Raw genomic sequence first — 26712 nt, 5'->3', positions numbered from 1 at the left:
AGGGATGCCCATCCCTGGCATACTCTGAACCTGTATGCGCGCGGACCGGCCCTCTACCCGTCCGTGCACGACACCCCGAGAACCGTCAGCGCCCGCATGACCCCACAGGCTGCGGCGGGACTCACCCGAACATCATTGAAGGAGAGTCCACCCACGTGGCTGTCAAGATCCGCCTGAAGCGCATGGGCAAGGTCCGTGCACCGTACTACCGCATCGTCGTCGCCGATTCGCGCAAGAAGCGCGACGGCGCCGTGATCGAGGAGATCGGCATGTACCACCCGACCGAGCACCCCTCGGTCATCGAGGTCGAGTCCGAGCGTGCGCAGTACTGGCTCGGTGTCGGCGCCCAGCCGACCGAGCAGGTCACCGCACTCCTCAAGGTCACCGGCGACTGGGCCAAGTTCAAGGGTGAGGGCGACGCCGCCGGCTCCCTGAAGACCGCCGAGACCAGGAAGACCGCCGAGGAGCTCATCGCCGACGCCGACAAGGCCGCCGCCGAGAGCCGCGAGGGCGCCAAGAAGGCCAAGGAGTCCGAGGCCGCCGAGGTCGCCGCCGGTTCCGAGGAGGCCCCGGCCGAGGGTGAGACCACCGAGGACGCCGCCGACGCGGCGACCGACGAGGCCTGACATGAGCTCTCGCGCCGAAGCCCTCGACCACCTCGTCCGCGGCATCGTCGATGACCCCGACGCCGTGCGCGTGACCGAGAAGTCCACGCGTCGCGGTCCGCTGCTCGAGGTCCGGGTCGGCGCCGCCGACCTCGGTCGGGTCATCGGCCGCTCGGGGCGCACCGCCCGTGCCCTGCGCACGGTGACGGCCGCCCTGTCGGATGACGACGTGCGAGTCGACATCGTCGACGTCGACCGGCGCTGAGGTGCCGCGAGCCACTCTGCGGAGCGGTGCTGCCGAGCGGACCGAGAGGTCCGGGCAGCACCGCTCCTGGCTTTCCAGGCGCACGTCCGTGCCAGGACGCCGCGCTGCGGGCCGGTCGGCCGCGATCCTGCTCGGCCTGAGCCTGCTGCTCGCCGGATGCACCGGCGCCGGGACCGGGTCCGAGCAGCCCCCCTCCGACGCCGGGGGCGGCACCGCGTCTGCTGCGACGCAGGAGCCGCAGGCGGATCCCGCGCTGCAGGCGGCCTGCACCACGTTCTGGGGAGACCCCGACTACGTCGACCCCCTCTCCCGGACCGTGCTGGCCCGCGCCGCGAGCGCCGCCGAGGCCGGGCCCGACGATCCCGACTTCTTCGCCCTGATGGGCGATGACATCGAGGGCGCCTTCGAGGGCGCGCCGTCCGCGGCGCAGCAGAGCGCCGAGACGCTCGCCCAGTGGTTCCGCACCGAGCCCGAGCGTGGCGCCGACGCCGACCTCGAGGCCTTCCGCACCGCATGGCACGGAGTGGCGGGCGACTGCCGTGAGGTGTCCCCGGCGGCGCTCTGGGCGCTCGCCCCGGGGGAGGACGGGACCAAGCCGGCGGCACTCGTCTGCGCCGACGTCTTCGACACCCCGGGCACCCTCACCCACTTCGCCAACGCCAACGTGCTCACCTCGAACATGTTCAAGCTCGTGGGCCTGCAGCCGCGCGAGGTCCCCGTGGACCGTCAGGAGGACGTGCAGGACACCGCCGACCTGCTCGCCGTCGAGATCAACGCGGTCGACGACGACGCGGTGGGCGCGGCGCTCGAGCAGGTGCGCGCCCCCTTCGCGGACGCCCTGGCCGGCGACATCCGGTCCGAAGGGCTGAGCGGCCCCCTCACCGAGCTCGGCACGGCCTGCGAAGCCGCCGGATACTCCTCCCCGGATGCCGGGGAGATCGACGACAGGAACCACGAGAACGACGAGGCCGATGCGGTCGTCGGCGCGAGCGCCGAGGGCCGGACCGGCACGAACCATGGAGGACGATCATGAGCACGCTCGACGTCATCATCGCGACCATCGGCAGGGCCCACGGTCTGCGCGGCGAGGTCGCCCTGGTGCTGCGCACCGATCAGCCCGAGGAGCGGCTGCAGATCGGGACAGTCTTCGAGGTCGAGGCCGGTGGGCGCCGACGCTCCCTGACGATCCAGAGCACCCGCGTGCAGCAGGACCGCTGGTACCTGCGCTTCGAGGAGGTCGCCGACCGCAGCGACGCCGAGTCCCTGCGCGGGATCGATCTCGAGGTCGAGGTGGATGCCGAGCAGGAGGCCGACGAGGACCCCGACGCCTGGTACCTCTCGCAGCTCAAGGGCCTGCCGGTCCGGCACGTCGACGGGCGCGAGCTCGGCACCGTGATCGGGATCGACCACTACCCGGCGCAGGATCTGCTCGTGGTGCGGACCACGGATCGTCGCCGGGTCCAGCTGCCGTTCGTCGAGCAGCTGGTGCCCGAGGTGGACCTCGAGGCCGGAGTGGTGATCGCCGACCCGCCCGGGGGGATGTTCGACGCCCTCCCCGAGGACGAGCAGGGGCCCGAGCCCGAGACCTCGGCGCCGGCGCGGAAGAAGCGCTGAGACGGCCATGCGCATCGACGTCATCACGATCTTCCCCGAGTACCTCACCCCGCTCGAGCTCTCGCTGATCGGCAAGGCCCGCCGCGAGGGTCTCGTCGATCTCCACGTGCACGACCTGCGTCAGTGGACCCATGACCGCCACCGCACGGTGGACGACACCCCGCTCGGCGGTGGTGCCGGCATGGTCATGAAGCCCGAGCCGTGGGCCGCCGCCTTCTCCGGCGTGCGCGAGGCCGGGCACGCCGAGCTGGGTGAGGACGTCGAGCCGCTGATCATCTTCCCGAACCCCGCCGGTGCACCGTTCGCCCAGGCCACCGCTCAGGAGTGGTCCCAGTGCGAGTGGCTGGTGTTCGCCTGCGGCCGCTACGAGGGGATCGACGAGCGCGTCTACGAGCACCTCGCGGACGTGGGCTGCGAGGTCGCGCTCGCCTCCCTCGGCGACTACGTGCTCAACGGCGGCGAGGTCGCGGTGCTCGCGATCACCGAGGCCGTGGTGCGCCTGGTCCCGGGCGTGGTGGGCAATGCCGAGTCGCTCGTCGAGGAGTCGCATTCCGAGGGCCTGCTCGAGTACCCGCTCTACACCCGGCCGGCCTCCTGGACCGATCCGGCCGGGGTGGTCCGCGAGGCCCCGCCGATCCTGCTCTCGGGGGATCACGGCAAGATCGCGGCGTGGCGCAGGGAGCAGTCGCTCGCGCGCACCGCGGAGCGTCGGCCCGATCTGCTGGCGGCCGGGGATGGGGATACCCAGAGCGCGTGAGGTGACGAGGCATCCTCCTCCCCCCCCCCACGGCAGGGAGTGACGCAGCAGACACCGCCTGTCGGTGATGACCAGCACGGTCGCCGCCGCCCGGGCTTGCCGCTCCTTCCGCGCCCTGGCAGAATGACCCCTCGTGCGCACCGCGCGTCTCTCTGCCTCAGGGGAGGGCGCAGCAAGCGGTCGGGCAGATCCGTGGCGATGGGAGTCGCCGCCAGAGGCCCAGCACGCCGGCACGAGGAGCTCGCTCCTCGCCGGATCGACAGTTCAGACCGGGCCCCGTTCCGACGGGTGCCCTGCGAACGAAGCTGTCCGACCTGAGGCGGAGGGCTGGAGAAAGAACATGCAGAAGCTCGATGAGCTCGACAAGGCGTCCCTGCGCGAGGACATCCCCGCGTTCCGCGCCGGCGACAACGTCAAGGTGCACGTGAAGGTCATCGAGGGCAACCGCTCTCGTATCCAGGTCTTCCAGGGCTACGTCATCGGCCGCCAGGGCCACGGCGTGGGCGAGACCTTCCGCGTCCGCAAGATCTCCTTCGGCGTCGGCGTGGAGCGCGTGTTCCCCGTGCACGCCCCGACCGTCGACAAGATCGAGGTCGTCACCCGCGGCGACGTGCGCCGCGCGAAGCTGTACTACCTGCGCAACCTCACGGGCAAGAAGGCCCGCATCAAGGAGAAGCGCGACCACTCCTGATCTCAGGAATGTCCCGCATCAGCGCGAACGGACGGCGGCGGTCCCACCCTGTGGTGGCCGCCGCCGTCTTCGTCGTGCTGCTGCTGATCGCCGCGCTGCTGGTGCGCCACTACGTGGTCCAGCCCTTCCGCGTCCCCTCGGCCTCGATGTCCCCCACGCTCCAGGTCGGTGACGTGCTCCTGGCCGACCGCACCACGCGCGGCACCGCCGAGCGGGGCGAGATCGTCGTCTTCAACGGCCGTGGGTACTTCTCCTCCGCCTCGGCGGACGGCGACCGCTACTGGGTCAAGCGCGTCATCGGCGTCGGCGGCGATCGGGTGACGTGCTGCACGACCGATGGAGAGATCACCGTCGACGGCGAGCCGCTCGAGGAGCCCTACCTCCCTGAGGGGACCGCCCCCAGCGAGATCGAGTTCGACCTGCAGGTCCCCGAGGGCCACATGTTCGTGCTCGGCGACAACCGGGCGGACTCCACCGACTCCCGTCATCTGCTCGGAGCCCCCGGCGGGGGGATGGTGCCGGTGGACCGCGTGGTGGGCGAGGCGGATCGCATCGTGTGGCCTCTCACGCGACGAAGTGCCCTCTGACGCCCAGCTTCTGCCGATAGGATCAACGCGATGAACGCGACCCATGACTCCCGACCTGCTGGGTCCCGCCCCGAGGGCCCCGCGGACGACGGGGACTCCGCACGCGACCTCGACCTGTCGGCCGACGAGCACGGCCGGGGGCGACGCTCGCGCCGCCAGCGCATGCCGCTGTGGCTGGACACCCTGGTCACCATGGTGGTCGCGCTCCTCATCGCGGTGCTGGTCAAGACGTTCCTGATCCAGCCCTTCTACATCCCCTCGGCGTCGATGAACCCCACGCTGATGCAGAACGACAAGATCCTGGTCTCCAAGCTCAGCCCGGGGGTGTTCGACCTCCACCGCGGCGATGTCATCGTCTTCGAGGACCCCAGCGACTGGATCCCCGGCGATGCCACCGATGACCCCACCCCGCGCGTGCGCGTGATGATGCTGCTGAGCCTCGTGGGCCTGGCTCCTGATCCCTCCCAGGACCACCTGGTCAAGCGCCTGATCGGGACTTCCGGCGACCACGTCGTCTGCGAGTCCAGGGGCGCGGCTCTCCAGGTCAACGGGGTCACGCTCGACGAGCCGTACATCAATCCCGCGACCCCCGCCTGCCAGGACGCCTTCGACATCACCGTGCCCGAGGGCAAGGTGTGGGTGATGGGCGACAACCGCTACGCCTCCGCGGACTCCGCGTACCACGAGGTCCACGGGGAGGACGGCTTCGTCGACGAGTCCGACATCACCGGTCGCGCCGAGGTCATCTTCTGGCCCGCCTCCAGCTGGACGCGCCTGGACGACGGCCCCGCGAGCTTCGCCGACGTCCCGGACCAGCCGTGAGCCCTGTCGACCCGACCCTCGAGGTGGAGCGCGCGCTGGCCGCTCGTCGCGGGGGAGGGCGGCGCATCGTCGTCGGCATCGACGAGGTGGGACGCGGAGCCCTGGCGGGCCCGGTCGCCGTGGGCGCCTGCGCGATCGAGGTGGTCGACGGCGTCATCGCGCCGCTGCCCGAGGGCGTGCGCGACTCCAAGAAGCTGACTGCGCGCCGTCGTGAGGCGCTCGTGGACCCCATCCGGGAGTCCGCCCGCGCCGGAGCCGTCGGCTGGGCGAGCGCTGCGGAGATCGACGAGATCGGGATCATGCCGGCGCTGACCCGCGCGGCCCTGCGCGCCCTCGAGGGCCTGGGGCTGGACGGCGAGGTCGACGCGATCGTCCTGGACGGAGACGTCGACGTGCTCACCCCGTCCCTCGCCGCGGCGCGTCGCCCCGCCCCGCTCGTCCACCTCCAGGTGGCGGCGGACCGCGACTGCGCGAGCGTCTCCGCGGCCAGCATCCTGGCCAAGGTCGCCCGCGACGCCCTCATGGTCGAGCTCGACGCGCAGGCCCCCGATTTCGGCTGGGCCTCGAACAAGGGCTACGGCTCCGCGGCGCATCGCGAGGCGATCGACCGCCTCGGTGCGCACGAGCACCACCGCCGCAGCTGGCGCCTCGGCTCCCGGCCCGCCGCGTCGGCGGTACCGGCGGCGAGACCTGCACCGGTCCCCGTGCCGTCGGCCATGCCGGTTGCCCCGGACGACGCTCCGGCGGAGGTCCCGTCGGCCCCCGCCGCTGGCGTACTGTGGGACGACCAGTGGTACCCGCAGGATGGGAAGGAGCGTCGGTGAGCGCCCAGGACCTCGAGAACTACGAGTCCGACCTCGAACTCCAGCTGTTCCGCGAATATCGCGACGTGGTCAGCCTGTTCACCTACGTGGTCGAGACGGAGCGTCGCTTCTACCTCGCGAACCAGGTGGACCTCCAGGTCCGCTCCGGCGGCGGTGAGGTCTTCTACGAGCTGCGGCTCGCGGACGTCTGGGTATGGGACATCTACCGCTCCAACCGCTTCGTGCGCTCGGTGCGCGTGGTGACGTTCAAGGACGTCAACATCGAGGAGCTCAACAAGCAGGACATCTCCCTGCCCTGATCCCCGAGCGGGATCGCGCGGGAGCCGCCTCGGCGCACCGTTCCTCCCCAGAGCCCCGTCGTCCACACCTGTGGCGAGGCGGTACCGCACGAGCCGGGATGCGGCCACGCTGGCCGCATGAACAGCCTCGCCACCACCCCTGATCCCTCCGCAGGCCGCCCTCGGCGCCGCGCCGCGCCGGCGCCGTCCGGCTCGCCCCGGACGGGTCGCGCGGCGAGCCGCCCCGACGTCTCCCTCGCCTCCGGCGCCACCGCTGCCGCCAGAGCCCCCGCTGCCGCCAGAGCCCCTGGCGCCGCCGCCGATCCGCCGGCCTCCGGACCGATCGCCGTGCCTTCTGCCCAGCAGATCCGCGCCATGACGACCTCCGAGCTGGGGCGCGCCGGCGAGGACCTGGCCGCCGCCCACCTGAGCGCCTGCGGCTGGCAGATCGTCGAACGCAATCTGCGCCTGCGCCACGGAGAGCTGGACATCGTGGCGCTGGCCCACACCACGCTCGTCTTCGTCGAGGTCAAGACGCGGCGCTCCTTCGTCACCGGAGTGCCTCAGGCCGCGGTCACCCCGGACAAGATGCGGCGTCTGCGCCGATTGGCCGGCGAGTACCTCATGGAGCGCTCCACCCCGCACCGCGACGTGCGGATCGACGTCGTCGCCGTGCACGCCCACCCCGGAGGGACCTTCTCCCTCGAGCACCTCGAGGCGGTGTCCTGATGGGACACGCCCGCACGCTCTCGGTGAGCCTCAGCGGCCTGGACGGACTGCTGGTGGAGGTCGAGGCGGACGTCTCTGCGGGGCTTCCGGCGTTCTCCGTGGTCGGGCTGCCCGACTCCTCCACCCTCCAGGCCAGGGAACGGGTGCGCGCCGCCTCCGCCCGCAGCGGGATCCGCCTCGCCGCCCGCAGGATCACGGTGAACATGACCCCCGCCTGGCGGCCGAAGCACGGCTCCGGATTCGACCTCGCCATCGCGATGGCGGTGCTCGATGCCCAGGGGGACCTGCTCGTCCATGTCCCGGCGGACCTCGTGCTGCTCGGGGAGCTCGGCCTGGACGGTCGTGTCCGCCCGATCCCGGGGATCCTGCCCGCGCTGCTGGCGGCGCGGGCCCAGGGCATCACTCGTGCGGTCGTGCCCGAGGAGAACCTGCCTGAGGCCCAGCTGGTCGACGGCATGGATGTCACAGGGGCCGGGGACCTCACGGCGCTCCTGCACCGCCACGGGGCCGACGTCCCGCCTTCCCCGGTGCGCCAGCCGTCGCACTCCGGCGAGGTCGAGACGGCACCCGTCCCGGTCGCCGCCCACCGACCCGACTTCGCCGACGTCCTGGGCCAGGCGACGGCCCGCCGAGCGGCGGAAGTCGCCGCCGCCGGCGCCCACCATCTTCTCCTCATGGGCCCGCCCGGTGCAGGCAAGACGATGATCGCCTCGCGCCTGCCGAGCATCCTCCCGCCGCTGGGCACGAAGGACTCCCAGGCGGTCTCCGCGATCCACTCGCTGGCCGGACGCTTCGACGCGCGCGGCGGCCTCCTGCGCACTCCGCCCTTCGAGAACCCCCACCACACCGCCTCCACGGCGGCTGTCGTCGGGGGAGGGGCGGGCCTCGCGCGTCCCGGTGCGATCTCCCGCGCCCACGCCGGGGTGCTGTTCCTCGACGAGGCGCCGGAGTTCCCCTCCCGGGTGCTGGAGGCGCTGCGCGAGCCGCTCGAGACCGGGGACATCACCCTGCATCGCACCCGCGGCGTCACGCGATACCCGGCACGGTTCCAGCTGGTCCTGGCGGCCAACCCGTGCCCCTGCGGCAAGGCCTGGGGCAAGGGGGACCAGTGCAGCTGCACTCCGCAGCAGAGACGCCGGTACCTGGCGCGGCTCTCCGGTCCCGTCCTGGACCGGGTGGACATGCGCGTCACCGTCGGCCCCGTGGACCTCCACGGGGAGGCCGGTATCCCGGGGGAGCCGAGCGCCGTGATGGCTCGACGCGTCGCCGCCGCCCGCGAGCGCCAGCGCCGACGGTTCGAGGGTCGGGGCTGGGAGCTGAACGCCCAGGTGCCCGGACCGCTGCTGCGCAGGGAGTTCGCTCCGGAGCGCAGAGAGCGCCGCCTGCTCGACCACGCCGTCGCCCAAGGACGACTGACCCTGCGCGGGCACGATCGTGTGCTGCGTCTGGCCTGGACCCTCGCCGACCTCGATGAGGCCGAGCGCCCCGCCGCCGAGCACATCGGTCAGGCACTGACCCTGCGTGGAGGAGAGCTCCGATGACCCCTGACCACCCTCGCCCGCACGGCTCCGACCAGGCTGCCGCGGCCGATCGCACCGCCCGGATCACCTGGTCGCTGATCGCCGAGCCCTCGGATGCGATCGCCTTCGCCGTCTGCTCGGTGCTCGGTCACGCTGTCGCGCTCGACCTGGCGCGCCGTGGAGAGGCCGCCACGCTGCTGCGCGAGCTCGGCGGGGATCTGCCCACGCAGGCCTCGGATCCGGAACGCGGAGCGCCGCGGGCCCGCATCGACCGGGCTGTCGAGAGGTGGGCGGCTCGACTGGGCCGCGTCGACGTCGAGAGGGTCCGGGAGGAGGCCCGTCGGCGCGGCATCCGTCAGCTCACCCCGCAGGACGGGGAGTGGCCGGAGCTGCTGGAGGATCTGCAGGAGACCGCCCCGCACTGCCTGTGGGTGCAGGGGCCGGGGCACCTCGATGCCCTGCTGGGACCGCGCACCGCCGCGCTGGTCGGCTCCCGCGCCTCGACCCCGTACGGCGAGGACACCGCCGCGACGCTGGCCTCCGCCTTCGCCGCTGGCGGCGGGACCGTCGTCTCCGGCGGTGCGTACGGCATCGATGCCGCGGCGCATCGCGGCGCGCTGGCGGCGGACGGCGGAGCGACCGTCGCCGTCCTCGCCGGAGGGCTGGACCGCCTCTACCCGCGGGGCAACACGCAGCTGCTGGAGGAGATCGGGGCCCGGCACCTGCTGGTCAGCGAGGCACCGCCGGGGACCGCTCCCACCCGGTGGCGGTTCCTGGCCCGCAACCGGCTGATCGCCGCGCTGTCCCGGGCCACCGTGGTGGTCGAGGCCTCCTGGCGTTCGGGCGCCCTGTCCACAGCGCGACTGGCCGACGAGCTCTCCCGTCCCGTCGGCGCTGTGCCCGGCCCGATCACCTCCGCGGCGAGCGCCGGGAGCCATCGCCTGATCCGCGAGCGCGGTGCCGTGCTGATCACCGAGCCGGGTGACCTGCTGGACCTGCTCCCGGGTGGCCCCGCCGCCGGCGAGGGCGGGTTCGCCGTCCAGGACGAGCTGGATCTGCTCGCCCCGGCGGACCGCAGGGTGCTCGACGCCGTGCCGCCCCGGTCCAGCACCACCGGCACGCGCCTCGCGGACGAGGTCGGCTTCCGCCCGGAGGAGGTCGAGGCCGCCCTGGCGCGTCTGGAGCTGCTGGGGCTGGTGGAGTGCTCGGCGCAGCGGGTGCGACGCGCCCGCACCACCCCCTGAGACGCGGCAGCGCCGCCGGTGATGCGGGAGACTGTGGCCATGAGCACCGATCGGGAGCACGACGACGAGACCGTCGTCGACGACTTCGCCGCCCACCTGCGCCTGGAGCGCGGCCGGTCGGAGCACACCGTGCGCGCCTATCGCCGAGAGGCCGCCGGGCTGCTCGAGCACCTGCGGAGCATCGAGCGCATCTCGGTGACCGAGCTCGACGTCAACGCTCTGCGCTCCTGGCTGGCCGCCCGATCGGAGACCGGGGCCGGTGCGAGCACGCTGGCTCGGTCCGCCGCCGCGGCCCGCACCTTCACGACCTGGCTCGCGGCCACCGGACGCATCCCGCACGACGTCGGTGGGCGTCTGCGCGCGCCGCGCCGAGGGCGGCACCTCCCCACCGTGCTGACGGGCGATCAGGCCGGGGCTCTGCTCGACGGGCTCGGCCAGACCGAGCGGACCGAGCAGACCCGGTCCACCGCACTGGGGGAACGCCCCGATCCGGGGTCGACGCCAGAGTCCGTGCCGGAGCAGGATCCGGGGCAGCAGCCAGGGCGAGATCCTCGGGCCCTCCACGAGAAGAGCACGCTCCACGAACGTGCGCTGCTCCTGCGGGACGCCGCCGTGCTCGAGCTCCTCTACTCCTCCGGGCTGCGAGTCTCCGAGCTGGTCGCCCTGGACCGCTCCGGGATCGACCGCAGCCAGCACACAGTGCGGGTGCGCGGCAAGGGGGACAAGGAGCGGATCGTCCCCGTCGGGCTTCCCGCCCTGGACGCCGTGCAGCGGTGGGAGGCAGAGGGTCGCCCGGTGCTGCTGCGGGGCGGCGGCTCCGCCTCACGGGCGGGGGATGCGCTGTTCCTCGGAGCGCGGGGCGGGCGGCTCGGGGACCGCGCCGTGCGCACCCTGGTGGACCGTCACGCGAGCGAGGCCGGGATCAGCCGCCACATCTCCCCGCACACCCTGCGCCACAGCGCGGCCACCCACCTCGTGGAGGGCGGCGCCGACCTGCGCAGCGTGCAGGACTTCCTCGGCCACTCCTCGCTGGCGACCACGCAGATATACACCCACGTCAGCGCCGAGAGGCTGCGCCGCACCGTCGACCAGGCCCACCCTCGCGCCTGAGACCGGGGCACCGGGGACCCGGGCCCCGGCCATCCCGCCCCCGGGCACCATCCCACCCCCGGGCGTCATCTCGCTCCCGGTCGCTCCGCCTCCCCAGGGCAGCAGGATGCTCGGACCCCGCGCACCGAGCAGGGTCAGCGGATCAATGTAGGTCTCGCCCCGTCTCGCCCCCAGGTGCAGACAGGTGCTCCCTGCGCAGTGCGAGGCGACCGGATCCGCGGCGACGGTGCCGAGCACCTGTCCGGCCTCGACCGTCGTCCCCACCTCGAGGGTGCCCATCACCGGCTCATAGGTGGACAGGAGCCCGTCCGCGTGCCGCACCGACACCACGCCCCGGCCCGCCACCATCCCGCTGAACTGCACCGTGCCCGCCTCCACCGCACGCACCGCGGCGCCGTCGGCCGCGACCTCGATGTCGATCCCCCGATGGCCGGGACCGTAGCGGTGCTCCGGCGCGCGGAACGGCTCGAGCACCCGGTGCGGCGCCGGCAGCGGCCACTGCCAGCGCGGACCATCGGCATGCGCCGGTGGCGACAGGGTGCCGACGGCGACGACGGATGCCATCAGGACCGTCAGGAGCGCGAGCATCCGGCGCAGCGCGCGGCGGCTCGACGGGTGAGCGCCGCGGGGGTGGGGCGATCGCGGGGGAGTGCTTCCACTCAGGTGTGCCATGCCCGCATCCTCCGGGACCGGAGGCCGCAGCGGTCGGGCGGCCGTCGCGAGGTGGACGGCGGGGGAGTGGGGAGGAACCGTCGGCGCTCCGCCCCTCGACCCTGCTCGGCGTCTTCCGCACCCGCTCCCGGCCACCCCCGCCCATGCGGCGGACGACACCCCGCAGGGTGACGCACGACGCGCACGGGGAGGTGGAGACGTCGGATAGACTCTTCCCAGCATCCGGTCCGTCCGGATGACTTCGCGTGCCCACCAGGGCCCGCCGACCAGCGGTCCTCGACCGTGCCTGCGCCTCGCGCGCGGGTGCACCGGGGCGGTCGGCGTCCCGGGCACCAGGCCTCGCACCGTCCGGTGGCGGGGGAACAACCGAGAAAGCAGGTCCTGCGCGATGACCGCGGACGCCTACGGGCGAGCCGTGTGAGCCCAGGGCCGGAGAACAGAGGACACCATCATGGCAGTCGTCACCATGCGCCAGCTCCTGGAGAGCGGCGTCCACTTCGGACACCAGACCCGTCGGTGGAACCCGAAGGTCCGTCGCTTCATCTTCACCGAGCGCAACGGCATCTACATCGTCGACCTGATGCAGACCCTGACGTACATCGACAAGGCGTACGACTTCGTCAAGCAGACCGTCGCCCACGGCGGCACCATCCTCTTCGTCGGCACCAAGAAGCAGGCGCAGGAGTCCGTCCAGGAGCAGGCCACCCGCGTCGGCATGCCCTACGTGAACCAGCGTTGGCTGGGCGGCATGCTCACCAACCTGCAGACCGTCTCCCAGCGCGTGAACCGCCTCAAGGAGCTCGAGCAGATCGACTTCGACGATGTGGCCTCCTCCGGCCGCACCAAGAAGGAGCTGCTGATGATGCGCCGCGAGAAGGACAAGCTGGAGAAGACCCTCGGCGGCATCCGCGACATGGCCAAGGCCCCCTCGGCCGTGTGGGTCGTGGACACCAACAAGGAGCACCTGGCCGTCGACGAGGCGCAGAAGCTCAACATCCCCGTCGTCGCGATCCTGGACACCAACTGCGATCCCGACGAGATCACCTACCCGATCCCGGGCAACGATGACGCGATCCGCTCCGTCACCCTGCTGACCCGCGTCATCGCCGATGCCGTGGCCGCCGGCCTGCAGGAGCGCCACGCCAAGTCCACCGGTGGCGAGAAGAACGTCTCGGCCGTCGACGCCGAGCCGCTGGCCGAGTGGGAGCAGGAGCTGCTCAAGCAGTCCGAGGTCCAGCAGCAGGACGCCCCGGCCGAGGAGTCCGTCGCCGCGGCCGAGGAGACCCCGGCCGCCGAGGAGACCCCTGCCGCCGAGGCGCCCGCCGCCGAGGAGACCGCCGCTGCGGAGCCCACCGAGGAGAAGTCCTCCGAGGCCCCCGCCGCCGAGTGACACCAGGGCCCGGGGCCGGCACGACCGGTCCCGGGCCTCTCCACGGGGAGGCGCACCACGCCTCCCTCCCCTCCCGAAGCAGCTCCCACAAGGAAGAGGAACATGGCCAACTACACGGCAGCAGACATCAAGGAGATCCGCGAGTCCACCGGCGCGGGCATGCTCGACGTCAAGAAGGCGCTCGACGAGGCGAACGGTGACAAGGTCAAGGCCGTGGAGCTGATCCGCGTCAAGGGCCTCAAGGGCATCGCCAAGCGCGAGGGCCGCACCGCCTCCGAGGGCCTCATCGCCGTCGACATCCGCGACAGCGAGGGCGGCCAGACCGGCACCCTCGTCGAGCTCAACTCCGAGACCGACTTCGTGGCCAAGAACGACAAGTTCGTCGCCCTCGGCGACGAGGCCGTGGCCGCGGCCGTCGAGTCCGGTGCCACCGAGCCCGAGCAGCTCGCCGAGACCCCCTTCGGCGAGGCGCTGACCAACGCCGGCGCCACCATGGGCGAGAAGATCCTGGTGCGTCGCATCGGCCGCGTCTCCGGCGAGGTCGTCTCCTCGTACATGCACCGCACCAACAAGGACCTGCCCCCGCAGGTCGGCGTGCTGGTCGCCACCGACAAGGCCGGTGCCGAGGTCGCGCGCGACGTGGCGATGCACATCGCCGCGTTCACCCCGAAGTTCCTCTCGCGCGATGAGGTCCCCGAGGAGACCGTCGCCGAGGAGCGTCGCATCGCCGAGGAGACCGCGAAGAACGAGGGCAAGCCCGAGAAGGCCCTGCCCAAGATCATCGAGGGCCGCCTGAACGGCTTCTTCAAGGAGAACTGCCTCCTGGACCAGGCGTTCGCCAAGGACACCAAGAAGTCCGTCGGCCAGGTCGTCGAGGAGGCCGGGGGCACCCTCACCGGCTTCCTCCGCTTCCGCGTCGGCAACTGACGCCCCGGGAGCGGCCCCTGCGGGCCTCTCCCACCGGCTGCGCGTGAGCGTGGCCACCGCCCTGCGGCCCCGCACCATCGGTGCGGGGCCGCACCGGTATCATCGCCGAGGACCCAGCGCGGAAGGACCGACATGACCCAGACGTTCACGTCACCGATTCCTGTTCTCCCGAAGCCTGAGGACGGACGACGAGTCCTCCTCAAGCTCTCGGGCGAGGCCTTCGGAGGAGGCGCCGTCGGCGTCGATCCCGACGTCGTCTCCCGGATCGCCGGGGAGATCGCCGAAGGCGTCTCCCAGGGCATCGAGTGCGCCATCGTCGTCGGGGGCGGCAACTTCTTCCGCGGTGCGGAGCTCTCCCAGCGCGGCATGGACCGCCGACGCGCGGACTACATGGGCATGCTCGGCACCGTCATGAACTGCCTCGCCCTCCAGGATTTCCTCGAGCAGCGCGGCATCTCCACCCGCGTCCAGACCGCCATCGAGATGGGCCAGGTCGCCGAGCCGTACATCCCGCTGCGCGCCGTGCGCCACCTCGAGAAGGGCCGCGTCGTCATCTTCGGCGCCGGCGCCGGCATGCCGTACTTCTCCACCGACACCGTCGCGGTGCAGCGCGCCCTGGAGATCGGGTGCGAGGAGGTGCTGATGGCGAAGAACGGCGTCGACGGCGTCTACGACTCGGATCCGCGCACCAACCCCGACGCGAAGAAGCTCGCGCACGTCACCTACAACGACGCCCTCCAGCAGGGTCTGAAGGTCGTCGACTCCACCGCCTTCAGCCTGTGCATGGACAACGCCCAGCAGATGATGGTGTTCGGACTGGACACCCCCGGCAACATCACCCGCGCCATGCGCGGCGACCGGATCGGCACCGTCGTCACCAAGTGATCGGGCGCCGGGCGCAGCCCGGCCCCGCTCCGGCGGACCCTCGGCGAGAGCCAGGGGCGCGCCCGAGGACCCCCGGCGCACCGGCCGTCACGGTCGGTGCGCGACAATGGACCATGAACACCCACCCAGAACCGAGGAGCATCCCGTGAGCGACGACACCCCGAGCATCCTGAAGACCGCGGAGTCGAGGATGACCAAGTCCGTGGAGGTCACCAAGGACGAATTCACCGCCATCCGGACCGGTCGCGCGAACGCCGCGATGTTCCAGGGCATCAACGTGGAGTACTACGGCGCCCCCACGCCGCTGAACCAGCTCGCCTCGCTGACGTTCCCGGAGGCGCGCACCGTCATCGTCACCCCGTACGACAAGTCCGCGATGTCGGCCGTCGAGACCTCGCTGCGCGAGTCCGATCTGGGCGTGAACCCCACGAACAACGGCGACACCCTGCGCGTCGTGCTGCCGGCGCTGACCGAGGAGCGTCGCAAGGAGTACGTGAAGCTCGCGAAGAACAAGGCCGAGGAGGGTCGCGTCTCCGTGCGCGGCAGCCGCGGCAACGCGAAGAAGTCGATCGAGAAGCTGGTCAAGGACAAGGAGATCGGCGAGGACGAGGGCACCCGCGCCGAGAAGGAGCTCGAGGCCCTGACCAAGAAGTACATCGAGCTCATCGACGAGGCGCTGGGCCTCAAGGAGACCGAGCTCGAGACCGTCTGAGCCGTCGCACCTCCGAGCCGCCGCACAGGAGAGCAGAATCCTGCACCGCAGATCGCGACCCGACGGATCCACGGCGTGAACGCCGATCCGTCGGTCCCCGTCACGACGACCGCCTCGAGCCCGCTCGAGGCGGTCGTCGATGCGCCCGCAGGGGATGTCGAGCACGCCAAGCGGCGCGGCGCCGGGCGGAACCTGCCGGCGGCCATCGCGGTCGGTGCAGGTCTCGGCGGGATCCTGATCCTCGCCGTGTTCGTGGTGCCGCAGGCCTTCCCGGTGGTCGCCGCGATCGCGATGGTCATCGCCGTGATCGAGGTGACGCGGGCGCTCGCCCACGGCGGCCTCCAGCTGCCGCAGATCCCGCTGCTGGTCGGGACGATCGGGATGGTCGTCTCCACCGTCGTGCTCGGGGTCGAGGGACTGCTGGTGTCGACCGCCGTCGCCGTCTGCGTCCTGATCCTGTGGCGCGTCAGCGAGTCGATGGGCCTGAGCGCTCTGCGGGACGTGGCCGGGGGAGTGTTCGCCCTGGCGTGGGTGCCGTTCCTGGGGTGCTTCCTGCTGCTCCTGTTCGCCCGTGAGCACGGACCGATGCTCGTCCTGCTCGCGATCCTCGGGCCGGTCGGCAACGACATCGGCGGCTACGTCGCCGGCGTGCTGTTCGGCAAGCATCCGATGGCGCCGCGGATCAGCCCCAAGAAGAGCTGGGAGGGCTTCGCCGGCTCCCTGGTGCTGGGCACCGCCTCGGTCACCGCGGTCGGGGTGCTCGCCCTGGACCTCCCGGTCGCCGCCGCGGCCGCGATCGGCGTGGTCCTGGTGCTGGTCTCCACCGGGGGCGATCTCTCCCAGTCGCTGCTCAAGCGGGACCTCGGCATCAAGGACATGGGCCACCTTCTGCCCGGCCACGGGGGAGTGCTGGATCGGGTCGACTCCATCCTGCTCGCCGCCCCCACCACCTACATCATGCTGGAGGTACTGCTGCCATGACCACTCCCGAGGAGCCGACCAGGCGCCCCGACACGTCCACCCCGGTGGCGCTGTCCACCAACCCCGACCTCTCCCGCGAGGCGGTGCCCGGCCAGAAGATCGCCCTGGCTCCCGGCCAGCTGCAGATGAAACCCTCCCGCCGCGGGAAGCCGCCGGTGCACCTCGCGGACATGACGCTCGCGGAGCGGAAGACCGCCGTCGAGGAGATGGGACTGCCGGGCTTCCGCGCCAAGCAGCTCTCGGTGCACTACTTCGAGCACTTCACCACCGATCCCGAGGACCTCACGGACATCCCCAAGGACCGCCGGGACGAGCTGGTGGAGAAGTTCTTCCCGCCGCTGCTGACCCAGGTCTCCCGGCAGTCCGCCGACCACGGCGCCACCCAGAAGTTCCTGTGGCAGCTGTTCGACGGGCCGATGGTCGAGTCGGTGCTGATGCGCTACAGCGACCGCAACACCCTGTGCATCTCCTCGGAGGCGGGGTGCGGCATGAACTGCCCCTTCTGCGCCACCGGCCAGATGGGCCTGACCCGCAACCTCTCCGCCGCCGAGATCCTCGAGCAGGTGCGCATCGCCAACAAGATGCTGGCCAGCGGCGAGCTGCCCGGCGGCACGGGCCGCGTGAACAACATCGTCTTCATGGGGATGGGGGAGCCGCTGGCGAACTACCGCCCCGTGGCGACCGTGTGCCGTCGCCTGAACGCCCCGGCCCCCGAGGGGTTCGGCATGGGCGCCCGCCACATCACCGTCTCCACCGTGGGCCTGGCCCCGGCGGTCCGCAAGCTCACCGCGGAGAAGATCCCGGTCACCCTCGCCGTCTCGCTCCACGCGCCGGACGACGCCCTGCGCAACGAGCTGGTCCCGATCAACACCCGTTTCGACGTGGACGAGATCCTCGACGCCGCCTGGGAGTACTTCGAGACCACGGGGCGTCGCGTGAGCATCGAGTACGCGCTGATCCGCGACATCAACGATCAGCAGCACCGGGCCCAGCTGCTCGCCGACCGCCTCATCGCCAAGGGAGGCGCGCACTGGGTGCACGTGAACCCGATCCCGCTGAATCCGGTCAAGGGCTCGAAGTGGACCGCCTCGGATCCCCGGGTGGAGAAGATCTTCGTGGAGACCCTGCGGGACAACGGCATCTCCGCGACCATCCGTGACACCCGCGGCTCGGACATCGACGGCGCCTGCGGACAGCTCGCCGCCGAGGTCATCGAGTCCGACACCCATCGCGCCGACCGTGAGGCGCGGGTCGCGCGGGTCGAGGCCGTCGCCGCCGCACGTGGCGGAGACGGAGAGGAGCTCTGATGGACGTCCGCTTCACCCCCGTCCGCTTCGCCGCGGGCTATGAGATGGCCGAGGTCGACGACTTCCTGGACCGCTGCGAGAAGGCGCTCGCCTCCGGGGACGGCTCGGTCACGGCCGAGACGGTGCTCGGGGCCCGCTTCCGCCAGACCCGCTTCAGCGAGGCCTACGACACCGACGAGGTCGACCAGTTCCTCGATGACGTCCTGGCTCCGCAGTTCCGCGACGCCGCTGCACCGGCAGCAGCGTCCCGGGAGCCCGCTCCGTCGGGAGAGGCTCGGCCGCGTCCGGCTGATGCCCCGGCGGCCGGCTCCGGCGGCCCCGTGCCGCATCCCGCCGAGCAGCGAGGGTTCCTCTCGCGGCTGTTCGGTCGCCGCTGACCCGCACGCCTCCCCGCCCCACCCCGTCCGCCCCGCTACAGTGGGGCACCGACAGCACCGAGGAAGGACCTACCTGGTGAGCACATCGTTCGAGCGTGTCTCTCGTTTCAGCGTCGGATACGACATGCGCGAGGTCGACGAGTTCCTCTCCCGCGCCCGCACCGCCTATGAGGGCCGTGACCCCGCCTTCTCCGGCGGCGACATCACCGCAGCGAGCTTCGGCACCGAGCGCGGCGGCTATGACATGCGCGTCGTCGACGAGGCGCTGGACCGCCTCTCCGACGCCTTCGCGCTCCAGGCACGCGATGACGCGGTCGCCGAGCACGGCGAGGAGACCTGGGTCGCCCAGCTCACCGAGCGCGCCGAGGTCCTCAAGGAGCGGCTGGAGCGCCCGGCGGGCGACCGCTTCTCCCCGGCCGCCCAGGGCGAGCCGGCCTACGACAAGGGCGACGTGGACGCCCTGTGCGATCAGCTGGTCGCCTACTTCACCGACGGTCACCCCATGAGCGTGGATGACGTGCGCCGTGCCGCCTTCAGCCGCCGTCGCGGCCCGGACGGCTACCGCGAGGCCGTGGTCGACGTCTACCTCGATCATGTCGCGGACGTGATGGCCTCCGTTCCGTGATCGGAGCTCCCGGGCGCCGGCTCGTCCTGCTGGGCGCGACCGGCTCCATCGGCACCCAGGCGCTGGACGTCCTGGTCCGTCACCCGGAGGTGGCGCGCCTGCACGGCCTCGCCGTCGGCGGCACCCGCCCCGATCTCGTCGCCGACCAGGTCCTCGCCCATCGTCCGGAGCGTGTCGTCGTCTCCGCGGCCGGCCACGCCGCAGCGGTCGAGGCCGCCGTGCATCGGGCCTGTGCCGCCGCGGGCATCCCCGCGCCCCGGATCGACGTGGGCGCGGACGCCGTCGTCGAGCTGGCCGGCTGCCTCGGCCCCGGCGACGTGGTGCTCAACGCCATCACGGGCTCCGTGGGCCTGCTGCCCACCCTCGCCGTCCTCGCCTCCGGCGCGCGCCTGGCGCTCGCGAACAAGGAGTCGCTCGTGGTGGGCGGCCACCTCGTCACCGATGCCGCCGCCCCGGGACAGATCCTCCCGGTGGACTCCGAGCACACCGCGATCGCGCAGGCCCTCGCCGGCGTGCGCCACGACCAGATCGACCACCTGGTGGTGACCGCCTCCGGAGGTCCCTTCCGCGGGCGCAGCCGTGCGGAGCTCGCCGCCGTGACGCCGGAGCAGGCGCTCGCCCATCCCACCTGGTCGATGGGGAGGGTGATCACCACCAACTCGGCGACCCTGGTGAACAAGGCCCTCGAGGTCATCGAGGCCTGCTTCCAGTTCGACCTCCCGGAGGACCGGGTCCAGGTGGTGGTGCACCCGCAGTCGATCGTCCACTCGATGGTCACGCTGGTCGACGGATCCACCATCGCCCAGGCCAGCCCGCCGGACATGCGCCACGCGATCGGCTGGGCGCTCGCGCACCCCGAGAAGCTCCCCGGCCTCGCCGCGCCGCTGGACTTCACCACCGCCCAGTCCTGGACCTTCGAGCCGGTCGACGAGGACACCTTCGACGCGATCCCGCTGGCCCGCGCCGCGCACCGCGAGGGCGGGGGAGCGATGGCCGTCTACAACGCCGTCAACGAGGAGGCCGTCGACGCCTTCTTCGCCGGTGATCTCGACTTCCTCGGGATCACGGCGCTAATCCGCCGGGTCCTGGAGAGTCCGCGGCGACCGCGCGCGCTCGCGGCCGACGGCGTCGAGGGCCTGCTCGCCGTCGAGGGGTGGGCGCGCACCGCCGCCCGCGACCTGATCTCCTCCACGGAGGGCTGAGCGATGCTGCTGTTCGTCCTGGGCATCCTGGTGATCGGCGTGGGCCTCGCCCTCTCGATCGCCCTGCACGAGGTGGGGCATCTGGTGCCCGCAAAGCTGTTCGGCGTGCGTGTCACGCAGTACATGATCGGCTTCGGCCCCACCGTCTTCTCCCGCACCCGCGGAGAGACGGAGTACGGCATCAAGGCGATCCCGCTGGGCGGCTACATCCGGATGATCGGGATGTATCCCCCGCACCGGGGCGAGCCCGAGGGCACCATCCGTGAGGACTCCACCGGGCTGCTCCAGCAGATCACGGAGCTGTCCGAGGAGGCGAAGGCCTACGAGTCCTCGCAGTACGGCCCGGAGGACGCCCACCGCACCTTCGTCGCGCTCTCCGTGCCGAAGAAGCTCGTGGTCATGCTGGGAGGCCCCACCATGAACCTGCTGATCTCGGTGGCGCTGATGGTGGTGCTGGTCTGCGGGATCGGGCTGCCGGCGGTGACGCCCACGGTCCAGTCGGTCTCGCAGTGCGTGGTCCCGGCGGACGCCCCGGCCGACGTCTCCTGCGAGGGCAGGCCGGAGGCCCCGGCGCTGGCGGCGGGCATCCGCCCCGGGGACACCCTGACCGAGATCGACGGCCACCCGATCCATCGCTGGGAGGACGTCACCGTCGCGGTCCGCGCGGCGGGGGACCGCACCGTCCCGGTGGTCGTCGAGCGCGACGGCGAGACCCTCCATCTCGAGGCCACGATGATCGTCGACGCACGCCCCGTGCTGGACGAGGACGGCGCCGCGGTTCGCGACGCCGACGGGAAGCTGGTCACCGAGCAGGTGGGCTTCCTCGGCGTCGCCGGCACCCCCGACCTCGTGCCGCAGTCCCCGGCGCAGGTCCCGCAGATGGCGTGGTCCGCCTTCACCCAGACCGGTCGGCTGGTCCTCACGCTGCCGGTCCGCCTGTGGGAGGTCGGCCAGGCGGCCTTCGGGCCGGGGGAGCGCGATCCCAACGGCCCGCTCGGCGTGGTGGGCGTCTCGCGCCTCGCCGGCGAGGTCGCCTCCGCGGATCAGCCCGGCTTCGAGCTGCGGGAGAAGGCCGGGACGATGATCTCGATGCTCGCCTCGCTGAACATGGCGCTGTTCGTGTTCAACCTGATCCCCCTGCTCCCGCTCGACGGCGGGCATGTCGCCGGAGCGCTGTTCGAGGGCGTGCGGAGGTTCCTGGCACGGCTGCGCGGGCGTCCGGACCCCGGCCCGGTGGACATGTCGCGCATGCTCCCGCTGACCAACGCCGTCGCGATCGTGTTCATCCTCATGACCGTCCTGCTGCTGTACGCGGACATCGTCAAGCCCATCACGCTGTTCCCCTGACCCGGCTCAGCCCGGAACAGCCCGGAACAGCACTGCACAGCACAGCCCTGTCTGCTCGCCCGGGTGCGGCGCGCTGTGCCACGGGCCACCTCGGGCGTGCAGGAGCGGTGGAGGTGTCGCACCTCGCCCCGCGGCGCGGCGTTCGCGGTCCATAATGGAGTGGTGACTTCAGTGAGCCTCGGCATCCCCTCCGTCAAGACTCCGCCGCCGGTCCTCGCACCGCGACGGAAGACCCGCAAGGTCAAGCTCGGCAGCCTCTACGTCGGCGGCGACGCACCCATCTCGGTGCAGTCGATGACCACCACCCCGACGCACGACATCAACGCGACCCTCCAGCAGATCGCGGAGCTGACCGCTGCGGGCTGCGACATCGTGCGCGTGGCCTGCCCGCGTCAGGAGGACGCCGACGCGCTCACCGCGATCGCCGCGAAGTCTCCGATCCCGGTGATCGCCGACATCCACTTCCAGCCCAAGTACGTCTTCGCCGCCATCGAGGCCGGCTGCGCCGGTGTCCGCGTGAACCCGGGCAACATCCGTCGCTTCGACGACCAGGTGAAGGACATCGCGAAGGCGGCGAAGGACCACGGCACCGCGCTGCGCATCGGCGTCAACGCCGGCAGCATCGACCAGCGCATGATGAAGGGCGACCGGGTCACCCCCGAGGCGCTCGTGGCGTCCGCGAAGTGGGAGGCGTCCCTGTTCGAGGAGCACGACTTCCACGACTTCGGCATCTCCGTGAAGCACAACGACCCAATCATCATGGTCGAGGCCTACCGCCAGCTCTCCGCGGAGGGCGACTGGCCGCTGCACCTCGGCGTCACCGAGGCGGGCCCTGCCTTCCAGGGCACCATCAAGTCCTCCGTCGCCTTCGGCATCCTGCTGGGCGAGGGCATCGGCGACACCATCCGCGTCTCGCTCTCGGCCCCGCCGGTCGAGGAGGTCAAGGTCGGCAACCAGATCCTGCAGTCGCTGAACCTCAAGCCGCGCAAGCTCGACATCGTCTCCTGCCCGTCCTGCGGCCGCGCCCAGGTCGACGTCTACACCCTCGCCGATGAGGTCACCGAGGGGCTCAAGCACCTCGAGGTGCCGCTGCGCGTGGCCGTGATGGGCTGCGTCGTCAACGGTCCGGGTGAGGCCCGCGAGGCCGATCTCGGTGTCGCCTCCGGCAACGGCAAGGGCCAGATCTTCGTCAAGGGCGAGGTCATCAAGACCGTCCCCGAGGCGGAGATCGTCGAGACCCTGCTGGCCGAGGCCAACCGGATCGCGGCCGAGATGGGGGAGGACGCTCCCTCGGGCGGCGCCCCCTCCGTCTCCGTGAGCTGACCGGGCATGTTCCGGCGCGGGGGACGGGTCCGCTCCGTCCGCACCGGCGGCCATGAGGCCGCGCTCGCCCTCGCCCTGTCCGAGCCGGTCACCAATGCCCTGGCCGGTGCTCGGCTGAGGGAGCTCGACCGCTCCGTCGGGCTCGCCCAGGAGTTCTCCTTCTGCGGGGAGGAGATGAGCCCGGAGGGCCTGCTCTGGCACGGTGTGAACCTCGCGCCGGTGTCCGCCACGGACCATGCGCTCGAGGAGTTCGGACGCTTCCAGGCCTCCCGCGCCCGGCGCTCGAGCTCCGTGGTCGGCGACCGCCGCTCCGTCGAGGTCCTCTGGGAGCACCTCTCCGGGGCCTGGGGCGCCGACGTGCGGGAGTACCGCTGGAGCCAGCCGCTCCTGCTCGCGGAAGACGCGCCCGCCCTCGACCAGGTCGGACTGCGCGCCGCGCTCCCCGGGGAGGAGGGGGCGGTGTTCCCGGCGGCGGTCGCCATGTTCCGCGAGGAGGTGGGGGTGGACCCGCTCCTGGGGGACGGTGGCCGCTCCTACCGCACCCGGGTCACCGAGCTGATCCGCCAGCGGCGCACCTACGTCGTCATCGAGAACGGCCTGGTGCACTTCAAGGCCGACGTCGGTGCGCTGTTCGGTCCGGTCGCCCAGATCCACGGGGTGTGGGTCCGGCCGACGCACCGCGGCCGCGGCCTCGGCCGGGCGGCGATGGCGGAGCTCGTGCGCCAGGTGCGTCGCGACCACGCCCCGCAGGTCTCGCTCTACGTCAACGACTTCAACGACCCCGCTCGCCGCGCCTACGCGGCCGCCGGGTTCCGACAGGTCGGCGAGCTCTCGACGATACTGTTCTGACTCCGCGCGCCGTCCACGCAGGGCGGCTCAGCCGAGCGGCTCAGCCGAGCGGTTCAGGCCGGGCGGTGGGCGGTGAGCACGTACTGCATCGCGACGCGATCCGGCTCCTCGCGCAGGCGATACCGGTCGCTTTCGCGGACCATCAGCTCGGGCCAGGGGGTCCAGGCCGAGAACGGGGTCTCCTCGAACGAGTCCAGCACCATACCCGCCCCGAGCACCGCGGTGAGGATCTCGCCGATCGAGTGGTTCCACTGGTGGTTGCGGCCGTGGCGGAACTCGGGGGCACCCTCCGGCGTCTCGACATAGCTGCCCGGCTCGTCCCAGGTCATCGGCGCCGGCCGCTCGAAGTACGGCTGCTCGAGCCGCAGCCCGTCGCTCACGTCCTCCCCGATCGCCATGAACATCGGGTGGTCGTCGCGGAGCAGGAAGCGGCCGCCCGGTCGCAGCATCGAGGCGACCACGCGGGCCCAGCCGGCGACGTCCGGCAGCCAGCACAGCACGCCGATGGAGGTGTAGACCAGGTCGAACGACCCCTCGACGGCCTCCCGCGCGTCGTACACGTTCGATTCGACGTAGTCGATCTCGGCCCCGGCGCGTGCGGCGAGGTCGCGGGCGATGCGCAGCGAGGCGGGGGACAGGTCGACGCCGACGACCCGCCGTGGCCCGAGCCGGGAGAGGCTCACCGTGTCCGTGCCCAGATGGCACTGCAGGTGCAGCACGTCCAGCCCCTCGAGATCGCCCAGGCGTCCCCGGTCCTGGTCGACCTCCGGGGTGATCCGGGAGGGGTCGGCGATCAGCTCATCGATGCCGTAGCCCGAGGCGACGTGCAGCGCGGCGCGGTCGTCCCAGTTGGCGCGGTTGTCCTCGAACCAGGACTCTGAGGTGCTCATGGCCTGCACGCTATCGAGCAGGGCAGGAGGTGGCCATTGATTTCCGTGTCGGTAGGATGCGCCGATGAGCACCCCCTCGCTGCCCCTCGACGACGCCGCTTCCACGGAGCCGCGGCTGTACCTGCTCCAGGGCGTCCCCGCCGTCGGCAAGCTGAGCCTCGCCCGCGAGATCGAGCGGCGCACCGGCGCGATCGTGGTCGACAACCATCTCGTCAACAACGCGGTGTTCGTGCCGCTGGGCATGGGCCGGGACGCCGAGGTCACCCTCGAGGACACCGACGCGCTGCGCGCCCGGGTCCTGGACGTGGTGCTCGAGGCCACCCTCGCCGCCTCGCCGCGGCTGAGCCATGTCTTCACGATCTGGGTGCCCGACAGCCCGGAGAACGCGGCCTATGTGCGGCGTCTGCGGGACCTGGCGGCGCGTCGCAGGGCACGCTTCGTGCCCGTGTGGATGAGCGCATCCGCCGAGGCGCTCGTCGCGCGGGTCGCCTCGCCGGGCCGTGCCGAGCGCTCGAAGCTGGTGGATCCCGGGATCCTCCGCGAGCTGCTGGCCGAGCCGCCCATGCCCGCCCCGGAGGACGCGGTGCTCCTGGACCTCACCACCACTGCTCCGCCGGAGGCGGCCGAGCAGCTCCTCGCCGAGCTCGCCTGAGAGCCCCGCGGGCTCAGCCCCGGGCGAGGGTGTCGAGCGTCAGCAGCACGTTCGCGGCCGTCCAGGCGAGCGGTGCCACCTCTGCGGGACGACCGTCGAAGAGCACCTTCTCGGGCAGCGATCCCGCCTCGGTGCGGTGCTCGGCGAGCCAGCTGAGCACCTCGAGCGCCGCGCCGGTCTCCCCGGCGCGGGCCAGTGCGAGTCCCAGCAGGCTGGTCGACGGCGTCCAGCTCACCCCGTCCTCGCGCCACGCCGCGCCGGGGGCGATCCCGCCGCCGGGTCGCGCCAGCGACTCCCGGAGGGGGAGGAGGCGCTCGGCCGTGGCCAGGTCCGCGCCCCCGGTCGCCGCGAGCAGGGCGAGGGCGGAGTCGGCGCCGCCCCCGGAGCGGTAGCGCTGGTAGCCGGTGGCGCCGAACGTCCCCTCGAGCAGGAGGGCGAACGCCTCGGCGGCCCGCCGTGCCTCAAGGGAGCCGGTCAGCCGGGCTCCGGCCCGCAGCCCGGCCAGCGCCGCCGCCATGATCCCCAGGGTCACGCTGCGCTCGCGCACCTCCCAGTAGTCGGGGGAGACGGGCGGCAGGCAGGTCCCGGCCGACGTGCTCCCGTGGAGGGCGCTGAGCGACCGGGTGATCAGCGGGGAGAGCCGCTCGAGCGCGCCCGTCGCCGCGGGGCCCTCGAGATCCTGGACCACCTCGTCGCACGCCCACAGCAGCAGGCCCGTCCCGTCGAACTGCCGCGGGCGGCGATCCGGTGCGCGGTCCGTGCCGGGCACGTACCGCGCCTCGAACCAGCCGTCCCGGCCCTGCAGGGTCCCCAGGTGCTCGAGCACCGAGATCGCCTGCTCGCGGTGACCGATCCGGGAGAGCGCGACGGCGCCGAAGGCCGCGTCGCGCGGCCATACGTACCGCCACGGAGCGCTCCATCCGGCGACGGGAGCGGGCAGCGCATCGCTGAGCACCCAGAGGTCCAGCAGCGCGGTGGCGGCGAGGGAGCCGAGCTGTGCGGTCGTCGCGGGACTGTCGCCGGTGGTCCCGCACTGGAGGCGCTCATCGAGCCGCGCCCGCCACTGCTCCGTCCCGTCCCGGAACGCGGCGGCGCGCTCGCGGACGGGGGAGGAGGCCGCGAGCTCCGCGGCCCAGCGGGAGTCCGGGTCGAGCTCCAGGGGTGCGGCGTCGCCGCTGACGAGGGTGCGGCTCCCGGTGGCGTCGTAGGCGACGGTCTGCGACCACAGCGAGATCTCGGTGCGCGGATCGACGGGGCCGCTGCTCAGCCGTCGGCCGGCGACCGAACCGGCGCCCACCGCCGCCAGGGCGCCGAGGGCCCCGGTGCCGAGCAGCAGCTGCCGACGGGTGGAGAGCGCCGTCGCGGGCGCCGGGGCCTCCGCCCGTGTCGCCGCGGCACCGGGAGCCGGCACCTGCTGTCCTCGCCGGTCCATGTCTCCAGCGTACCGATGACCGGAGGGACGAGCGCGACGGGGTGCTCCCGACCAGTACGATGGGGCGCGTGCGCGCCACCGGTGGCAGCGCACCG

Annotated in this window: 29 protein-coding genes and 1 pseudogene; 27 read left to right on the top strand and 3 right to left on the bottom strand. The window is 72.3% G+C overall.

What is annotated here, in order from left to right; translation table 11 throughout:
* Nucleotides 1-155: 155 nt before the first annotated feature.
* The 14 genes from rpsP (at nt 156) to CFK41_RS11855 (ending at nt 11046) form a co-directional block, all read left to right on the top strand.
* On the top strand, nt 156-626 hold the full coding sequence (gene rpsP / locus CFK41_RS11920; protein WP_096799858.1) for a 30S ribosomal protein S16: 471 nt from the start codon (nt 156-158) through the stop codon (nt 624-626).
* Nucleotide 627: 1 nt separating this feature from the next.
* Nucleotides 628-870, top strand: coding sequence for an RNA-binding protein (locus CFK41_RS11915; protein ID WP_096799857.1), 243 nt, complete (start codon nt 628-630; stop codon nt 868-870).
* 88 nt (nt 871-958) lie between these two features.
* Nucleotides 959-1903 (top strand): hypothetical protein, encoded by a 945-nt coding sequence (locus CFK41_RS11910; RefSeq protein WP_227873062.1) that lies wholly within the window; start codon nt 959-961, stop codon nt 1901-1903.
* A complete protein-coding gene (gene rimM / locus CFK41_RS11905) occupies nt 1900-2484 on the top strand; it encodes a ribosome maturation factor RimM (RefSeq protein WP_096799856.1) in 585 nt (194 codons plus the stop codon). Before CFK41_RS11910 ends, rimM begins: the two co-directional genes overlap by 4 nt.
* A gap of 7 nt (nt 2485-2491) precedes the next feature.
* On the top strand, nt 2492-3241 hold the full coding sequence (trmD, locus tag CFK41_RS11900) for a tRNA (guanosine(37)-N1)-methyltransferase TrmD (RefSeq protein WP_096799855.1): 750 nt from the start codon (nt 2492-2494) through the stop codon (nt 3239-3241).
* A 340-nt stretch (nt 3242-3581) separates the two neighbouring features.
* Nucleotides 3582-3932 carry a 50S ribosomal protein L19 gene (rplS, locus tag CFK41_RS11895; RefSeq protein WP_096799854.1) on the top strand — a complete coding sequence of 117 codons (351 nt, stop codon included), beginning with the start codon at nt 3582-3584 and terminating at the stop codon, nt 3930-3932.
* Between the two features lie 8 nt (nt 3933-3940).
* Nucleotides 3941-4519, top strand: coding sequence for a signal peptidase I (gene lepB / locus CFK41_RS11890; protein ID WP_096799853.1), 579 nt, complete (start codon nt 3941-3943; stop codon nt 4517-4519).
* A gap of 30 nt (nt 4520-4549) precedes the next feature.
* Nucleotides 4550-5341, top strand: coding sequence for a signal peptidase I (gene lepB / locus CFK41_RS11885; protein ID WP_096799852.1), 792 nt, complete (start codon nt 4550-4552; stop codon nt 5339-5341).
* Nucleotides 5338-6165, top strand: a complete 828-nt coding sequence (locus tag CFK41_RS11880) for a ribonuclease HII (protein ID WP_096799851.1) — start codon at nt 5338-5340, stop codon at nt 6163-6165. The genes lepB (CFK41_RS11885) and CFK41_RS11880 overlap by 4 nt, the downstream gene beginning before the upstream one ends.
* Nucleotides 6162-6464: a DUF2469 domain-containing protein gene (locus CFK41_RS11875; RefSeq protein WP_087484437.1), complete on the top strand. Its 303-nt coding sequence runs from the start codon at nt 6162-6164 to the stop codon at nt 6462-6464. Before CFK41_RS11880 ends, CFK41_RS11875 begins: the two co-directional genes overlap by 4 nt.
* 117 nt (nt 6465-6581) lie before the next feature.
* Entirely contained in the window at nt 6582-7172 is a 591-nt protein-coding gene (locus tag CFK41_RS18170) for a YraN family protein (protein WP_096799850.1), read from the top strand.
* Nucleotides 7172-8713 (top strand): YifB family Mg chelatase-like AAA ATPase, encoded by a 1542-nt coding sequence (locus CFK41_RS11865; protein WP_096799849.1) that lies wholly within the window; start codon nt 7172-7174, stop codon nt 8711-8713. Before CFK41_RS18170 ends, CFK41_RS11865 begins: the two co-directional genes overlap by 1 nt.
* Nucleotides 8710-9936: a DNA-processing protein DprA gene (gene dprA / locus CFK41_RS11860; RefSeq protein ID WP_096799848.1), complete on the top strand. Its 1227-nt coding sequence runs from the start codon at nt 8710-8712 to the stop codon at nt 9934-9936. Before CFK41_RS11865 ends, dprA begins: the two co-directional genes overlap by 4 nt.
* A 39-nt stretch (nt 9937-9975) precedes the next feature.
* A complete protein-coding gene (locus tag CFK41_RS11855) occupies nt 9976-11046 on the top strand; it encodes a tyrosine recombinase XerC (RefSeq protein ID WP_096799847.1) in 1071 nt (356 codons plus the stop codon).
* 198 nt (nt 11047-11244) lie between these two features.
* On the opposite strand, the pseudogene CFK41_RS11850 reads toward CFK41_RS11855, so the two are convergent.
* Nucleotides 11245-11610, bottom strand: a pseudogene (locus CFK41_RS11850) (murein hydrolase activator EnvC family protein); the annotation flags it as partial.
* 559 nt (nt 11611-12169) lie between these two features.
* On the opposite strand from CFK41_RS11850, the gene rpsB reads away from it, so the two are divergent.
* The 12 genes from rpsB (at nt 12170) to CFK41_RS11790 (ending at nt 23643) form a co-directional block, all read left to right on the top strand.
* Nucleotides 12170-13108, top strand: coding sequence for a 30S ribosomal protein S2 (gene rpsB / locus CFK41_RS11845; RefSeq protein ID WP_096799846.1), 939 nt, complete (start codon nt 12170-12172; stop codon nt 13106-13108).
* A gap of 102 nt (nt 13109-13210) precedes the next feature.
* Nucleotides 13211-14035, top strand: a complete 825-nt coding sequence (tsf, locus tag CFK41_RS11840) for a translation elongation factor Ts (RefSeq protein WP_096799845.1) — start codon at nt 13211-13213, stop codon at nt 14033-14035.
* Nucleotides 14036-14167: 132 nt separating this feature from the next.
* Entirely contained in the window at nt 14168-14920 is a 753-nt protein-coding gene (gene pyrH, locus CFK41_RS11835) for a UMP kinase (protein ID WP_096799844.1), read from the top strand.
* Nucleotides 14921-15065: 145 nt separating this feature from the next.
* Entirely contained in the window at nt 15066-15632 is a 567-nt protein-coding gene (gene frr, locus CFK41_RS11830; protein ID WP_096799843.1) for a ribosome recycling factor, read from the top strand.
* A gap of 75 nt (nt 15633-15707) precedes the next feature.
* A complete protein-coding gene (locus CFK41_RS11825; protein WP_096799842.1) occupies nt 15708-16613 on the top strand; it encodes a phosphatidate cytidylyltransferase in 906 nt (301 codons plus the stop codon).
* Entirely contained in the window at nt 16610-17920 is a 1311-nt protein-coding gene (rlmN, locus tag CFK41_RS11820) for a 23S rRNA (adenine(2503)-C(2))-methyltransferase RlmN (protein WP_096799841.1), read from the top strand. Before CFK41_RS11825 ends, rlmN begins: the two co-directional genes overlap by 4 nt.
* Nucleotides 17920-18297, top strand: coding sequence for a DivIVA domain-containing protein (locus tag CFK41_RS11815; protein WP_096799840.1), 378 nt, complete (start codon nt 17920-17922; stop codon nt 18295-18297). The genes rlmN and CFK41_RS11815 overlap by 1 nt, the downstream gene beginning before the upstream one ends.
* Before the next feature lie 76 nt (nt 18298-18373).
* Nucleotides 18374-18922 carry a DivIVA domain-containing protein gene (locus CFK41_RS11810; RefSeq protein ID WP_096799839.1) on the top strand — a complete coding sequence of 183 codons (549 nt, stop codon included), beginning with the start codon at nt 18374-18376 and terminating at the stop codon, nt 18920-18922.
* Nucleotides 18919-20124 carry a 1-deoxy-D-xylulose-5-phosphate reductoisomerase gene (gene dxr, locus CFK41_RS11805; RefSeq protein WP_096799838.1) on the top strand — a complete coding sequence of 402 codons (1206 nt, stop codon included), beginning with the start codon at nt 18919-18921 and terminating at the stop codon, nt 20122-20124. The genes CFK41_RS11810 and dxr overlap by 4 nt, the downstream gene beginning before the upstream one ends.
* Nucleotides 20125-20127: 3 nt before the next feature.
* Entirely contained in the window at nt 20128-21471 is a 1344-nt protein-coding gene (locus CFK41_RS11800) for a M50 family metallopeptidase (RefSeq protein ID WP_096799837.1), read from the top strand.
* A gap of 162 nt (nt 21472-21633) precedes the next feature.
* On the top strand, nt 21634-22794 hold the full coding sequence (gene ispG / locus CFK41_RS11795; protein ID WP_096799836.1) for a flavodoxin-dependent (E)-4-hydroxy-3-methylbut-2-enyl-diphosphate synthase: 1161 nt from the start codon (nt 21634-21636) through the stop codon (nt 22792-22794).
* A 6-nt stretch (nt 22795-22800) separates the two neighbouring features.
* A complete protein-coding gene (locus CFK41_RS11790) occupies nt 22801-23643 on the top strand; it encodes a GNAT family N-acetyltransferase (protein WP_096799835.1) in 843 nt (280 codons plus the stop codon).
* A 53-nt stretch (nt 23644-23696) separates the two neighbouring features.
* On the opposite strand, the gene CFK41_RS11785 is transcribed toward CFK41_RS11790, so the two are convergent.
* Nucleotides 23697-24533, bottom strand: a complete 837-nt coding sequence (locus CFK41_RS11785) for a class I SAM-dependent methyltransferase (RefSeq protein ID WP_096799834.1) — start codon at nt 24531-24533, stop codon at nt 23697-23699.
* 64 nt (nt 24534-24597) lie between these two features.
* Here CFK41_RS11785 and CFK41_RS11780 point away from each other — a divergent pair, with 64 nt between their 5' ends.
* The gene (locus tag CFK41_RS11780) at nt 24598-25185 is read left to right on the top strand and encodes a hypothetical protein (protein ID WP_096799833.1); all 588 of its coding nucleotides are present in this window, start codon (nt 24598-24600) and stop codon (nt 25183-25185) included.
* A gap of 13 nt (nt 25186-25198) precedes the next feature.
* On the opposite strand, the gene CFK41_RS11775 is transcribed toward CFK41_RS11780, so the two are convergent.
* On the bottom strand, nt 25199-26617 hold the full coding sequence (locus tag CFK41_RS11775) for a hypothetical protein (RefSeq protein WP_096799832.1): 1419 nt from the start codon (nt 26615-26617) through the stop codon (nt 25199-25201).
* Nucleotides 26618-26712 lie beyond the last annotated feature (95 nt).

The organism is Brachybacterium ginsengisoli, assembly GCF_002407065.1.
Taxonomy (GTDB): Bacteria; Actinomycetota; Actinomycetes; order Actinomycetales; family Dermabacteraceae; genus Brachybacterium; species Brachybacterium ginsengisoli.
Note: the sequence above shows the minus strand (reverse complement) of the source record. Positions and strands in the feature narration are given on the sequence as shown.